Source organism: Exiguobacterium sp. s57 (assembly GCF_018617685.1).
In the GTDB taxonomy this organism is placed as follows: Bacteria; Bacillota; Bacilli; order Exiguobacteriales; family Exiguobacteriaceae; genus Exiguobacterium; species Exiguobacterium marinum.
In genome coordinates, this window is record NZ_JACSKR010000003.1 from 23,247 (window position 1) to 35,985 (window position 12,739).

Annotated in this window: 17 protein-coding genes; 8 read left to right on the forward strand and 9 right to left on the reverse strand. The window is 46.3% G+C overall.

All coding sequences use genetic code 11. The features are described from left to right. Positions 1 to 58 precede the first annotated feature (58 nt). Positions 59 to 544 (forward strand): hypothetical protein, encoded by a 486-nt coding sequence (locus KNO98_RS08565; protein ID WP_214700487.1) that lies wholly within the window; start codon positions 59 to 61, stop codon positions 542 to 544. A gap of 38 nt (positions 545 to 582) precedes the next feature. Here KNO98_RS08565 and KNO98_RS08570 read toward each other — a convergent pair whose 3' ends face one another. Genes KNO98_RS08570 through KNO98_RS08580 form a run of 3 tightly spaced genes read right to left on the reverse strand, consistent with a single transcriptional unit; the run spans position 583 to position 2,892 of the window. After that, positions 583 to 801 carry a YhzD family protein gene (locus tag KNO98_RS08570; protein WP_026826680.1) on the reverse strand — a complete coding sequence of 73 codons (219 nt, stop codon included), beginning with the start codon at positions 799 to 801 and terminating at the stop codon, positions 583 to 585. A 39-nt stretch (positions 802 to 840) separates the two neighbouring features. After that, positions 841 to 1,932: a DNA polymerase IV gene (gene dinB, locus KNO98_RS08575; RefSeq protein WP_214700489.1), complete on the reverse strand. Its 1,092-nt coding sequence runs from the start codon at positions 1,930 to 1,932 to the stop codon at positions 841 to 843. Between the two features lie 36 nt (positions 1,933 to 1,968). Further along, entirely contained in the window at positions 1,969 to 2,892 is a 924-nt protein-coding gene (locus KNO98_RS08580) for a CorA family divalent cation transporter (RefSeq protein WP_214700490.1), read from the reverse strand. Positions 2,893 to 2,973: 81 nt separating this feature from the next. On the opposite strand from KNO98_RS08580, the gene KNO98_RS08585 reads away from it, so the two are divergent. Continuing rightward, complete coding sequence (locus tag KNO98_RS08585; RefSeq protein WP_214700491.1) at positions 2,974 to 3,933, forward strand: HD domain-containing protein; 960 nt, start codon at positions 2,974 to 2,976, stop codon at positions 3,931 to 3,933. A gap of 53 nt (positions 3,934 to 3,986) precedes the next feature. On the opposite strand, the gene KNO98_RS08590 is transcribed toward KNO98_RS08585, so the two are convergent. Further along, positions 3,987 to 4,976 (reverse strand): peptidylprolyl isomerase, encoded by a 990-nt coding sequence (locus KNO98_RS08590; RefSeq protein WP_214700492.1) that lies wholly within the window; start codon positions 4,974 to 4,976, stop codon positions 3,987 to 3,989. Between the two features lie 152 nt (positions 4,977 to 5,128). Here KNO98_RS08590 and KNO98_RS08595 point away from each other — a divergent pair, with 152 nt between their 5' ends. Beyond that, positions 5,129 to 5,467, forward strand: coding sequence for a DUF1878 family protein (locus KNO98_RS08595; protein WP_235181862.1), 339 nt, complete (start codon positions 5,129 to 5,131; stop codon positions 5,465 to 5,467). On the opposite strand, the gene KNO98_RS08600 is transcribed toward KNO98_RS08595, so the two are convergent. Together KNO98_RS08600 and KNO98_RS08605 are read right to left on the reverse strand one after the other, a co-directional pair. After that, the gene (locus KNO98_RS08600) at positions 5,451 to 6,020 is read right to left on the reverse strand and encodes an HTH-type transcriptional regulator Hpr (protein ID WP_026826675.1); all 570 of its coding nucleotides are present in this window, start codon (positions 6,018 to 6,020) and stop codon (positions 5,451 to 5,453) included. The two genes, KNO98_RS08595 and KNO98_RS08600, sit on opposite strands and share 17 nt — an antisense overlap. 62 nt (positions 6,021 to 6,082) lie before the next feature. Further along, the gene (locus KNO98_RS08605; RefSeq protein ID WP_214700493.1) at positions 6,083 to 6,439 is read right to left on the reverse strand and encodes a hypothetical protein; all 357 of its coding nucleotides are present in this window, start codon (positions 6,437 to 6,439) and stop codon (positions 6,083 to 6,085) included. A 168-nt stretch (positions 6,440 to 6,607) separates the two neighbouring features. Between KNO98_RS08605 and KNO98_RS08610 the strand changes: the two genes are divergently transcribed. After that, complete coding sequence (locus KNO98_RS08610) at positions 6,608 to 6,943, forward strand: hypothetical protein (protein WP_026826673.1); 336 nt, start codon at positions 6,608 to 6,610, stop codon at positions 6,941 to 6,943. Positions 6,944 to 6,976: 33 nt separating this feature from the next. On the opposite strand, the gene KNO98_RS08615 is transcribed toward KNO98_RS08610, so the two are convergent. Next, positions 6,977 to 7,405 carry an HIT family protein gene (locus tag KNO98_RS08615; protein WP_214700494.1) on the reverse strand — a complete coding sequence of 143 codons (429 nt, stop codon included), beginning with the start codon at positions 7,403 to 7,405 and terminating at the stop codon, positions 6,977 to 6,979. 122 nt (positions 7,406 to 7,527) lie between these two features. On the opposite strand from KNO98_RS08615, the gene KNO98_RS08620 reads away from it, so the two are divergent. Beyond that, positions 7,528 to 8,577, forward strand: coding sequence for a hypothetical protein (locus tag KNO98_RS08620; RefSeq protein ID WP_214700496.1), 1,050 nt, complete (start codon positions 7,528 to 7,530; stop codon positions 8,575 to 8,577). A 45-nt stretch (positions 8,578 to 8,622) separates the two neighbouring features. Here the strand turns inward: KNO98_RS08620 and KNO98_RS08625 are convergent, their stop codons facing one another. Next, positions 8,623 to 8,874, reverse strand: coding sequence for a GlsB/YeaQ/YmgE family stress response membrane protein (locus KNO98_RS08625; RefSeq protein WP_026826670.1), 252 nt, complete (start codon positions 8,872 to 8,874; stop codon positions 8,623 to 8,625). Between the two features lie 169 nt (positions 8,875 to 9,043). Between KNO98_RS08625 and KNO98_RS08630 the strand changes: the two genes are divergently transcribed. Further along, on the forward strand, positions 9,044 to 9,781 hold the full coding sequence (locus tag KNO98_RS08630; protein WP_026826669.1) for an ABC transporter ATP-binding protein: 738 nt from the start codon (positions 9,044 to 9,046) through the stop codon (positions 9,779 to 9,781). Continuing rightward, positions 9,778 to 10,911: an ABC transporter permease gene (locus KNO98_RS08635; RefSeq protein ID WP_214700497.1), complete on the forward strand. Its 1,134-nt coding sequence runs from the start codon at positions 9,778 to 9,780 to the stop codon at positions 10,909 to 10,911. Before KNO98_RS08630 ends, KNO98_RS08635 begins: the two co-directional genes overlap by 4 nt. A gap of 45 nt (positions 10,912 to 10,956) precedes the next feature. Here KNO98_RS08635 and KNO98_RS08640 read toward each other — a convergent pair whose 3' ends face one another. Then, entirely contained in the window at positions 10,957 to 12,261 is a 1,305-nt protein-coding gene (locus tag KNO98_RS08640) for an ammonium transporter (RefSeq protein ID WP_235181861.1), read from the reverse strand. Positions 12,262 to 12,383: 122 nt separating this feature from the next. Between KNO98_RS08640 and KNO98_RS08645 the strand changes: the two genes are divergently transcribed. Beyond that, positions 12,384 to 12,689 (forward strand): MerR family transcriptional regulator, encoded by a 306-nt coding sequence (locus tag KNO98_RS08645; protein WP_026826667.1) that lies wholly within the window; start codon positions 12,384 to 12,386, stop codon positions 12,687 to 12,689. Positions 12,690 to 12,739: the final 50 nt, after the last annotated feature.

Genomic DNA, 12,739 nt, shown 5'->3' on the forward strand with positions numbered 1-12,739 from the left:
AGTTGAGAAGGGACGAAAAGAATAATCAGAGAGTGGCTGAAGGAAGGGAATGATGATCATGAAAAAATGGACGATGCTCATCCTCTGTCTATTTCTCGTTGCATGCGGGGAAGAAGTGGAACCTGAACCCGAGATGACGGAGAACGGACGGGTGGCCGAACAGTATATCGAGGAACAACAGTATCCAATCGTCTCTTTCGAAGGAGAGCATACGAGCACCTTAACCTTAGATGAGTTGAAAGAAGATCGTGCACGTAACACGTGGGGACTACAATCCGTGTCACCGGATGAATACGTAGGCAAGATCATATACTATGAAAACTTTACGGTGAAAGATCATCCGATAAGTGAGCAATCTCCCACCGGCCTGACTGGAGTGTCGGTGATGGTCGTGGATGGGAAGGTGATCGGAGGGACATCTTTCCCTGTAACCGACGGATCAGGCTTGGGGAACGGATATAGCCTGAGCGGAGAAACGCTAGAGGACATTCATCCTGATATTCAAGAATGGCAGGAAGCATGGGACGAGAAATACAGCGAATAAAAAAGTAGACCGAGAAAAATAACCTCGGTCTACTTTTATTAGGATGCCGTGCCTTTCAATTTTCCTGGTAATTTGCACCGTTCGAAATAGATGAGCTGCCCTTGGTGCACGATGCGTGCCCCTTTATGCTCGTGCCCGGCAGCGCGAAGCATGTCGAGTCCTTTTATTTTGGCGGATTGATCGTCACTCGCTTCAAACATTTCATTCAATACGAGCGTGCCGTCATTTTCGAAACCTGTCACCGTGTATGTTTCCATTCACATGACCCCCTTTTCTTTATTTTAATGAATGGTTATTCATTCTTCAAGAGAAGGTTTTGTCAATTCATCGAATGTCAGTTGCCGTGTCGATTCAGTTCGGGGAATCAAGTCGGATACGGTCAGTCCGATCAAACGGACGGGCTCGATGACGTTCATCTCATCGAAGAGACGTCGGGCCAATCGTCGAATCTCGTCGTGGTCATGAGTCGGATGGTTTAATTTGATTTGATGACTCCGAGCCTGAAACTCGCTCGTCTTTAATTTAATGGTGACCGTTTGACAGCTCAGCTCGCGACGATCGAGCTGACGCAATACGTCCTCCATTTCAGGAATGACCCGTTCGAACACTTCTTCCGGGTCATCGATATCAATGGCGAACGTCGTCTCCGACCCAATCGACTTACGTTCCCGTTTGGCGACGACGGGGCGTGTGTCTCGTCCGTGTGCCAGTTCATATAATTGTTGTCCACGATCATGTCCGAAAATGGCTTTCAATTGTTCCGGGCGAGTTGTTTGCAAATCACCAATTGTGTGATATCCGCTCTTATAAAGCGTTTGTGCGGTCACTTTTCCGACCCCGTGCATCGCTTCAATAGAAAGGGGAGCGAGAAAATCTGCCACTTCATGTGTCGGGACGACAGTGAGACCGTTGGGCTTCTCAAATCCCGAAGCGATTTTAGCAACGAATTTTGAAGGCGCGACCCCGGCGGATGCAGTAAGGCCGGTACGCCGTTTGATTTCACCTAAAATATACCGGGCGATAAAGGGTCCGGATGAGCTCAATAACGCATTCTCTGTCACGTCGAGATAAGCCTCATCGAGCGAGAGCGGTTCGACGAGCGGTGTAACTGACTTAAAAATCTCCATTACTTGCGCGCTGACTTCGCGATATGCTTGAAACCTTGGTTTGACAAACGTCGCATGCGGGCACAAGGCAAAAGCGCGACGTGATGACATCGCGCTGTGTACGCCATATTTCCTCGCCTCATAGGAACATGTCGCGACGACCCCACGGCTGTGAGGTGGGCCTCCGACGATGACGGGCTTCCCTCGTAAATTGGGACGATCACGCTGTTCGACAGAGGCGTAAAATGCGTCCATGTCCACATGAATGATGAGTCGTTCCATAACATCACCTTTCCTGGGCAAAACACTTTTCTATCATTATAACGAACTTTTGTTCGTTTTTTTAGCATTTTGTTTTGTTCGGTGTTTCGTCGAAGTCGTCTGATTCGGAAACTGTAACAACGACCCAATCCAATTCTTCCGTTTCAACCACATTTGGATGATGAGCGTGAAGAGAAGAATCATGATCCAGGCGAATCCATACCCGAGCGGCCATTCCAGTTCAGGCATATGTTTAAAGTTCATCCCCCAAACGGCACCGAACGCAACGACTGGGGTCGTCAGCGCTGTGAAGACGGTGAGGGCCTTCATGATCTCATTTCCTCGGAAGTTCGAGAGTGTGGAGGCGAGGTCTGTCATCGCTATCACGTCTTCTTGATAATGATTGATCAACGTCAGCAAGCGACTGACTCGATAATCAGCAAGTTGGTATGATTTCAACTGCTGTAAATCTTTACTTAAAAATGCCTCACGTCCTGCCATGACGAGTTCTTTGTAAGGGGTGACGGTGTCCGACCACCGTTCGATCTCACTGCGAAGACCAAAAATCTCATTCATGAACGTAGCAGGGACCTGTCCCGTCATTTCACGTTGAGCGGTCAACAACCGTTCTTCAAATTCATCGATGCCGTGAAAATAGTTGTTCATCCGCTCGGCAAGTAACTCGTAAAAAGCCTCAATCGGAGAGTCACATTGTTTAGCGAGAATCGACTCGTGATGAAGATCATCAAAACCGATCGTCCATAAAAAATCGGGTCCGATGAAGTAATGTCCAATTTTTTGCGGTTCTCGTTCTAACTGTTCATAGTCGAGCGTGAGTGAACCATACATAAAACCGTCCTCGACCAAAATTTTGGTGACGTTTGCGGTCGTCAGTTGTTCGAGCCAATACGTATAAGCTTGAACATATCGTTGATCTACATAAATATAGTCCTCAGGTCGTGTATACCAATCCCACTCCATCATCCATTCCTCCAATTCGCTACATTGATAGTATTCCCAAATTGTCAGGAATGTTGGCATCTGTCGCAAACTTTCGATAAGATGAAGGTACTGAACAAGAGAGAGGTGCTTTCATTGACGACAAAAATCGGTCAACTCAAAGTGGGCGACACGCTAGACCAATATGTCATGATCAAACAATCCTATAAAGGACTTGCCGGGAACGGAAAGCCTTATTTAACATTAATCCTATGCGACGAGAGTGGCGAAATCGAGACGAAGTTATGGGATAGTGCGGATACTGAAAAGTATGCGACAAAAAAAATCGTCCATGCGTCAGGTGAAGTGATGGATTATCGCGGGCGCACGCAGTTGAAACTAAAGCAAATTTCAATCATCGAGCAGGAAGTGGACATCGCGCCGTACGTACGCTCGGCACCGATTCCGAAGTCGGAGCTTGAGACAACGATCCGTGGATTCATCACCTCACTTCAACACGATGAGATTCGCCGTCTTGTCGAGGAAGTCGTCAATCGTCACGAAGAGGCATATTTCACATATCCGGCTGCCGTTCGACATCATCATGCGGTCTATTCGGGACTGGCATTTCATGTGATGTCGATGTTGAAGCTCGCGGATACGATGTGTGAATTGTATCCATCCTTGAACCGGGACCTTTTGATTGCGGGTGTGATTTTGCATGACTTGGCGAAAGTCATTGAACTATCGGATGCCATCACACCAGAGTACACGCTCGAAGGGAAGTTGCTCGGTCACTTGTCACTCATGGCATCGGAGCTTGAAGTCGTGTCACGTGAACTTGGGACAGACCGAGAAGTGACGACGTTGTTGCAACATCTCGTCTTAAGTCATCACGGTAAACCGGAGTGGGGTTCTGCGAATACGCCTCAACTTCCTGAGGCGGAGATGTTGTTCTTCATCGACAACATCGATGCGCGCATGAACATGTTCGAAAAAGCATATGAAGGCGTCGAACCGGGTGCGTTCACGGAACGTGTCATGGCTCTCGATAATCGAGCATTTTATCGTCCGAAATTATAATACGGCATCTGTGCACAAATAAGGGCACTCCAACGTTGGAGTGCCCTTTAAACTTATTGTTCAGTCGATTCTTCAGAAGATTCGTCTGCGTTTTTAATCGCTTCTTTGACAGCGTCAAATTGTTGCTCTGCTTTTGAATCTTTTACGTCAACGTTATATTTTTCAATCAACTCTGCGTAAATTTTGTTCGCGTCGACCGAAGCTGATTTTTCAGCTGCTAATTCTTCACGAATGCGGTCTTTCTCGTCTTCGAGTTTCAAGTCTTTCTCTTTACGGTCTGTCACTTTGATGACGTGGAAACCGAATTGCGATTGGACTGGTTCAGAAACTTTTCCGACCACATCTTCTTTAAACGCGTATTCTTCGAATTCAGGTACCATCGCACCGGCAGAGAAGTAACCGAGCTCTCCACCTTTTTCGCCAGAACCTGTATCCGTTGATTTCTCTTTCGCGAGTTCTGCGAAGTCCGCACCGTCGTTCAACTCTTTGATGATGTCTTGTGCTTCTTCTTCTGATTCAACGAGAATGTGACTAGCTTCCACTTCTACGTTCTCTTTTGCGAACTGTGCTTCGATGTCTTCATCGGTCACGTCGACAAGCTCAGATTTTGCTGCGTCAACAAGCATCTGCCCGCGAAGCGCTTCTTTGAACTCTTCCGTACCACTCATGCCGGCTTGTTGAATCGCTTGTTCGAATTCTTCTTCTGAGTTGAATTGTTCTTCTGTCTTGCTGAATTCTTCGTCTACTTTTTCTTGGTCGACTTGGTCACCGTATTCTTTTTCAAGAAGTGCATTCATCGTCTCTTGGAATGCGAGTTGTGGCACCATCCGGTCATAGCTCATATCCGCGATTTCACCGCGAGTGACCTCGCCGCCTTTATATGTGACGACTGCTGAATTATCTGATTCTCCGCCGCCCGCGTTCGTTGCCGCGTACGTACCGCCAGCACCGATGATGAGTGCGATTGCAGATGCACCAACGAGAGCGCCCGTTGAGAATTTTTTATCTTGCTTTTTTGGTTCATTCGTCATTCCGTTTGACATGTATTCCACCCCTAATAATTCTTAAAGTTTCTAAGTCCGACTATATCACATTTTCCTAATCATGACAGCTGTTCTCTTGTCTGTACAGTATCATAGCACACAATCCTGTCGTATAATGATGTAATAGAATGTGAAATGATGGGGTGAGGGCAGTGTCACTAGAAGAGAAGGTCGAGCATTTAGCGTATCAGATGAAGATCTTACTCGAGATTGTCGATTGGACGAACCGTCCGTTTGAATATGAAGTGATTCGAGCAAACTTGACGAAACAGGAAGTGGAGTCATTTTATCAATTGCTTGATGAAATTCGAGCGCGACAAAACGAGCAAGTGCGCTATGGATTTACGTCCATAGAGCCGTTGCTCGTTCATTTTGCAGGTATGTTAGATGCGAGGCTCGATGTGAAAACGATTCTTGAGGCATGCGTCCGTCAAGGAATCGAATTAGACGTCACAGAGCCACTCTATCGGCAGGTTAGGCTTCTTGAGTGAGATGATCATCCTCATCATCAGGGCGTCTGCCTGCCTCTTCTGTAATCATTTTTGATGTTTCTGCAAAGATATCCATGAAGTTGTCCCCATACAAGCGACGAACGATGGCCGTCATGTCTGTTAAATCGGGGAACTTGCCATAAAGTTCTTGCAAGGGAAGGGAAGCGCGGAAGACACCGTTACCTTCTGGGTCAAACGCATGAATCGTCTCGAGTAACAATGCTTCGCCTTTAGGTGTCAACTGGACATACGTATTTCGTTTGTCCGTCTCTTTTTTAGAAAACGTAAGTAATCCACGGTCCTCTAACTTCTTCGAGAAGTTGAAAGCAGTCGAGACGTGCATGACGCCATATTTTGCAATTTCAGAGATCGATGCACCGCCTAAAGCGTGGGCAATCCATAAGATATGATGTTCGTTAATGTTCAAGTCGAACGGTTTAATCCAATTTTGCCAGTCTTTTTCGACGGTTTTCCATAAAGCCTTACTCAATTGAATAATTTTGTGGCTATAGAGCATGGCCTCAGGGCCAGTGAATTCTTTTTCGTGTTCCATCTCGATCCATCCTTTCCGGATAAAAAAATCAATTATAATCGACGGACGATGTCTCCAAACACTCACTGTGTCTGATCGACATTTTTTTCAGTCATAGCAGACTGTAAGTTCGAGAGCTCCTGAAGGTTCTCTTGGATGCGATCGACTGAAGGCTGAATGTCTTGTTGATAGCGTTCGACTTCGACTTTCACTTGATCAGTCAATTCTTTTCCTTGTAGCTTACTTGCAGCGGCAACATGTGATGCATGTTTCGCAACATTTCCAAATTGTTCTTTTAGCGTAGTGATTGTGGATGCTCGATGTTGTTGCGCAGCGGCGTCATTTGCGGTTCCTCGCGCTAGTTTCTTAAACGTGGCGACCCCTAAAAATGCTAAAACAAAGCCGAAAGCAATCCAATCTCGACGTTGGCGACTCGACAATTCATTCCCCTCCTCAAGCACGGTTCATCAGAATTACATTCTTTTCATATTATTTTACCAAAAAAGAGTGATTAAAAACCTATATCGCAAATAAAATTTTTCAGAACATTCATTTTTGACCGAAAAATCATTTTATTTTAAAATACAGGTAAAGGAAGGTGATCCTCAGTGGAGAAAGCAAAGCGTTGGGTAGATGATATGCTTGACCTATATCTCGCCGCTAAGCGACTGGGAGATGACACTTGGGCCGAATCGATTATGAACACACTAGAGGCGGGATATGAAGCATCGAAACAATCAGAACAGGATCGTGAAGAATCCATTCGAGAAAAACGTATCCTTGAAATAGATACCCGTCTAACTGAATTACGAAAAGAATTTGAACAAGCGACATCTGTCAAAAAGCGTCAACAACTTTATGAAGTGGCGATTAAGCTTCAGGTCGAGCGAGCGCAATTGGAAGAAGAGCAGAAGCGCCGTCGTGATTCTATCAATCAATCATAAAGGAGACCCGTCATCGACGGGTCTCTGTCTGTCTTATACGTGGGCATGGATACTCGATGCAAGGGTGGAGAGTTCTTCAGATGTGAAGGCGTCGTTTTGCGTAATCCATTTCGCACCAAATCCGTCCTCATGTCCAAAACGCGGAATTAAATGAATATGGAAGTGATACACCGTTTGCCCGGCTATTTCTTCTGCGTTCGATAAGACGTTCATTCCGATTGCACCCGTCTCGCGCTGAATCGCATTAGCGATTGTTGGGATTCGTTTAAATACATCCGCCGCGACATCTTCAGGCAATTCGTAAATGTTTTTCGTATGATGTTTCGGGATGACGAGCGTGTGACCTTTTGTCACTTGTGAGAGGTCGAGAAAAGCGACGACAGCCTCATCTTCATACACCCGATACGACGGGATTTCTTGCTGAGCGATTTTACAAAAGATACAGGTTGGATCGGTATGCATCTTCATTCCTCCATTCTAAAAGTCATTTCTGCTTCATCATACCATGGAATTTCGGGCGCAAGAATGATTGGATGGGGAATCGATTCCTTCTATAATAGAAGTATATGAAAGGAGACGAGTGAATGTCGTATACGAGAAGCAAAAAGAAAGAGAGCAACCCGAGAGTTCTTCTTTTATTATTTAGTTTGATCATTATAGTTGGAGCTATTGTTTTCTATTTATACGCATACAAGCCGGCGGCGGAACAAGATAAAATTCACGTTGCTTTCAAAGAGGCCTTATTAGAACAAGACCGTGCTTTTTTTGAAGAAAAGATGGAATATCAAGGAGAACCACTAACACGAGCGGAAGCGTTGCGATTTATGCGTTGGTTAAATGATGAAAAATCAATTCGAGGCGATGCCATCGCAGAGGTTGCGAAAGATCGCTCGGATCGAACGTCTAGTACGGAATCGGAAGGTTTGTTTCGTTTAATCGACACGGGTGAAGGACGATACGGCTTTTCTGACTATCGAATCGAGCTTCTCCCGCAACGAATCGATGTGACTTCGGACTTACAGTTGACGAATATTTGGATTGACGGTCAGCGCGTGGGACGAATCGATGAAGCAGGCGGGTTGCTAACGTTTGAAAAGATGCCAGGAAGTTATGATGTGAAGGCGGTCGCCGTCGCGAACGGTGAGACGGTATCCGAAACTGAGACAATTCAATTGACTTCGTCTGCATCCATTGATTATGCACTTATGCCGGAATCGAACGAATCGATTGCGGGACAGTTCGATTTAAAACGGGCTGAGCTGATTGAAATCGAAGTGGAAGCACAAACGGGACATTCGTTAGAAACGATTGATTCCTTGATTGGACAATCGGAGAAGAAGGTCTTAGAAACACTTAGCGAACCAACTGGAAAGCGTGAGGAGAAATGGGATTATGAACAGTTGACGGTCACATATGATGACGGGGACGTACAGTCGATTGTGGTCGATCTCGATAAGCGGCCGGATGATTTGATTGCCTTACTTGGTGAACCGAAAGAGAAACTAGAGCACCAACTCGGTACAGAGTGGGATTACGGTCAATCGTTCTTCGAATCGTTCTTTACATTCTTTGGCCTTGAGACCGAGAAGCAGTTTGTCGAAAAGAATGACGCGATGTATTTACTGATTGAATAAAAAAAGAGGGGCATTCCATAATGGAAGCCCCTCCGATACATAATCTTATTTTTTACGCATTGATTTCATAACGAATGATACGATCAAGATTAAGATAATCGCACCAATAAGCGCTGGGATAATTGCGATATCCGCAACTGTTGGTCCGAAGTCACCAAAGATAAGTCCACCTAACCATGCACCGATGATCCCCGCGATGATGTTACCAATGATTCCACCTGGTACGTCCTTACCTAAAATCAATCCTGCTAACCAACCGATGATACCCCCGATAATTAAATAAAGAATAAACCCCATAAACCATTCTCCTTCCTCTTTTTGCCCATTGTTCTTTACAACGATTTTGTGGAACAATGGAAGTATTGATGTTTTATTTTAAAATGCCTTACAGTTGTGATTATTCCCATGTGACAACATTTAAAACATATAGCACAAAAAAAAGTTGAAAATGAAAGGTGTGGTTTTCATGCTGCACGTCGATCGGTTGAACGGCGGATATCTCGGTAAACAAGTATTGCATGACGTTTCGTTTGAAGTGAAAAAAGGAGAGCTCGTTGGGTTGATAGGGCTAAATGGCGCTGGGAAATCAACAACAATCAAACACATTTTGGGGCTCTTGTCACCACTATCCGGACAAATAGAAATTGATGGTGAGACATTACAGTCTTCAGAAAAAAAGTATCGTAAAAAAGTAAGTTACATACCGGAGACGCCGATTTTATATGAGACATTGACATTACAAGAACATATCGAGTTAATGGGAAAAGCGTATGATGTCGATTCTAAGGATTTGACTATGCGTACAAACCGTTTGGCGAAAGAGATGCGAATGGAAAAGCAACTCGCATGGTTCCCATCGGTCTTTTCGAAAGGGATGCGTCAAAAAGCAATGATTTTATGTGCTCTCGTGACAAAGACTCCGCTCTTGATCGTTGATGAACCGTTTGTTGGTCTTGATCCATTGGCGATTCGACAGTTGCTCCAATTATTTGATGAGTATAAAGAAGACTGCGCGATTTTGATGTCGACCCACATTCTTGAAACGGCAGAACGGCATTGTGATCGATTCATCTTCCTTCATCAAGGTGTCGTCATCGCAACCGGCACGGCCGCGGAATTACGTGAAGTGTACCGATTATCACCGGATGCGACGCTTGATGACATATATGTCGAGGCGATTGCTTCGGAGGAACAGTCGTCATGAATCGATTTACTTCAAGACTAGGAAATTGGATGGAAGAGGTCGTCAAGTATAGTCGCTATGTCGCGAACGGGGGGCTACTGTTCACGCTCTACTTCACCTTGATTTACGGGGCGTTCGTCTATAACAATTTTTTAGAACGAATCGATGGGACGTTCCCGGGTGCATGGATTGCTGCGGCGATCCTGTTGATTATCCCGCTCGGTCATCGTCCACGAACATTCATCCAAGATGCAGATCAAGTGTTCTTACTACCGGAGCTGGGTGATATTCGATCCTATATGATTGGCGTTCGTCTGTTTAATGTCGCATTCGCCGTGCTGCGTGCATTGCTCGTCTTGCTCATTTTGTTACCACTTCTCGTGCGAACGGAAAATTATTCGAGTATGGAAGTGCTATCATTCGTCGTGACGATGGTTTTGCTGTCAGCTGCGGGACGTTTGGCTAGAGTAGAGGGGATTCGCGAATGGATGATCTTGCTGTTTGCGCTCGTGAGCGGTGTCTGTCTTCTTGTCGATTGGACACAGTGGGCGTGGATTCCGGCTTTTGCTCCGTTCATTCTATTACACGTTAAGCGACATGAGCGGATTCCTCTTCTCCATTGGTTGACTCTTGAAGAGAAGAGTCGGGCGCAATTTGAACGGGTGATCAGTTGGTTCGTCGACTTACCGACCTTGAGAGAAGAAGTCCGGGAGCGTAGACTGTTGACGAAATTGTTAGAACGGCGAGTACTCCAGCACGTGGACGCATCACGTTATGTGTACGGCCTTCGTATTATTCGGTCAAACGATTCGCTCGATTTGATTCTTCGTTTGACAGCAGTAGCGCTCATTGTCATGTGGATGTCAGGAGGGTGGTATGTGGGCTTTGTCACGCCACTCTTTGTGGGACTAACGGCATTACAGCTCGTTCCTTTATTTAAGCGGTTAGAGGCGGTTTCAATAGTCTCCTGGCTACCAATTACTCGTGACGAGCGGATCGAAGGGTATTCATGGTGGGCGATGCGGTTGCTTATCGTCCAGGCAATCGTTCTCGTACTTGTGTCCATCGCTTTTGGTGCGACATGGGACGCGGCGATTGGGTTTATCTTATCGATTGTGGTCATTCGCTATTACTTGAGCCGTTTGACATAAAAAAAGAAGGACATCCTTTTCGGGTGTCCTTCTCGCATGATTAGATTATTTTTTAGGAGACATGACCGATACGCTTGAACCGAGAATTTTCGGAAGGCGTCCCGGTTTCTCAGTCGACTCTTCGACTTCACCGTATGCTGACACACCATGTTCTGCGATATCGAGACCGACATCTTCTTGTTCTTCCGTGACACGGAGACCGATTGTGACGTCGAGTAGTTTCAAGAAAGCATAACTGCCGCCACCGGCGATGACCATGGCGATTAACACACCGAGTGTCTGTACGCCGAGTTGTGTCAATCCGCCACCATAGAACAGTCCGGCAGAACCGATACCCGTAATTTCGACAAGTCGGGGAGAAGCGAAGAAGCCAAGTGCGAGTGTTCCGATGATCCCAGCCACTCCGTGTACAGAGAAGGCGCAGAGTGGGTCATCCACATATTTCGCCATCAAGATGCTCGTTCCGTATGTCGCAATGGATGCGAGTGCACCAATGACGACGGCCGCCCACGGTTCGACGAACGCACATGCCGCCGTGATGGCGACGAGTGCACCGAGAACCCCGTTGACGATTGACGGGATATCTGCCGTTTTCCGATGGAGCATGACGATGGCAAGGGCACCGAGCGCACCAGCTGCTGTGGCGAGCATCGTCGTCAATGCAACGTATCCGAAGAATCCGTCAGCGACCGACATCGTCGAGCCGGCGTTGAATCCGAACCAGCAAAGCCAAAGAACGAGACCGCCAACAACGGTTAAGACGTGGTTATGACCAGCGAGTGATTCCGTCTTACGACGTGGTTTTAAGATGATGGTAGCCATGAGCGCCGCCATCCCACCTTGAAGGTGAACGACCGCTGAACCCGCGAAGTCTTGCATACCCATTGATCCAAGCATACCGCCAGCCCATACTGAGCGTGCGACGATTGGATAGAGGATAGCAACGAAGAAGATACCGAAGAGAACGTAGGCAGACAGCTTAGCCCGTTCCGCAAATCCACCCCAAGCGATGGCGAGTGAGACTGCAACAAATGATAACTGGAATAAGAATTTGATGTCGATTGAAACGTTCGCCCAATCGAGGCTTGAGAACGATCCACTCAAGAAGAAACCTTCTGTCCCGAACCAAGTCGTTCCATCTCCGAACGAGAGGCCGAACCCGACCGCCCAAAAAGCGAGTGCCGCCACAGAGAGGCTGATTATTTGTTTGACCGCGACGTGACCGGCGTTCTTGGCTCGGAGCGTCCCGGTCTCGAGTAATCCGAAACCTAATTGCATCGTCAATACGAGCAATGCAGCGATGAGTACATACAGCGTGTCCATATAATAGAGAATGTCTTCCATGTTCATGCCCTCCTTTTTCTTAGGTGCTTTCCAAAAGTTGACTTCAGTGTAAAATGAAAAAACGACGTTGGATTGCAATTTGTCAGATTATCTGACATAGTTTTTTTAAATAGGGAGGGCGGGAGAGAATGGACTACAAATCGAAGAAGGTCATCGGAATGGGCGTCGTGACAGATTTGACGGGGCTTTCGGAGCGTCAAGTCCGCTACTATGAAGAAAAAGGTCTCGTCTTGCCTGAACGGACGAAAGGTGGGTCACGTAAATATTCTTTCCATGACGTGGAGCGTTTGATTGAAGTGGCGACCAAATTGGAGGATGGGTGGCGAATTCAGGATATTAAAGAGCGCGAACGTCGATTGTCGACGAAACAGCGCGATGATATGATTCGAGGTCAATTGAATTCAGCCTTTCGAACATTTCCGACAAAAAAATGACACAAAGAAAACACAATGAAAATGCTTCACATTAGCATAATTCTAATTAA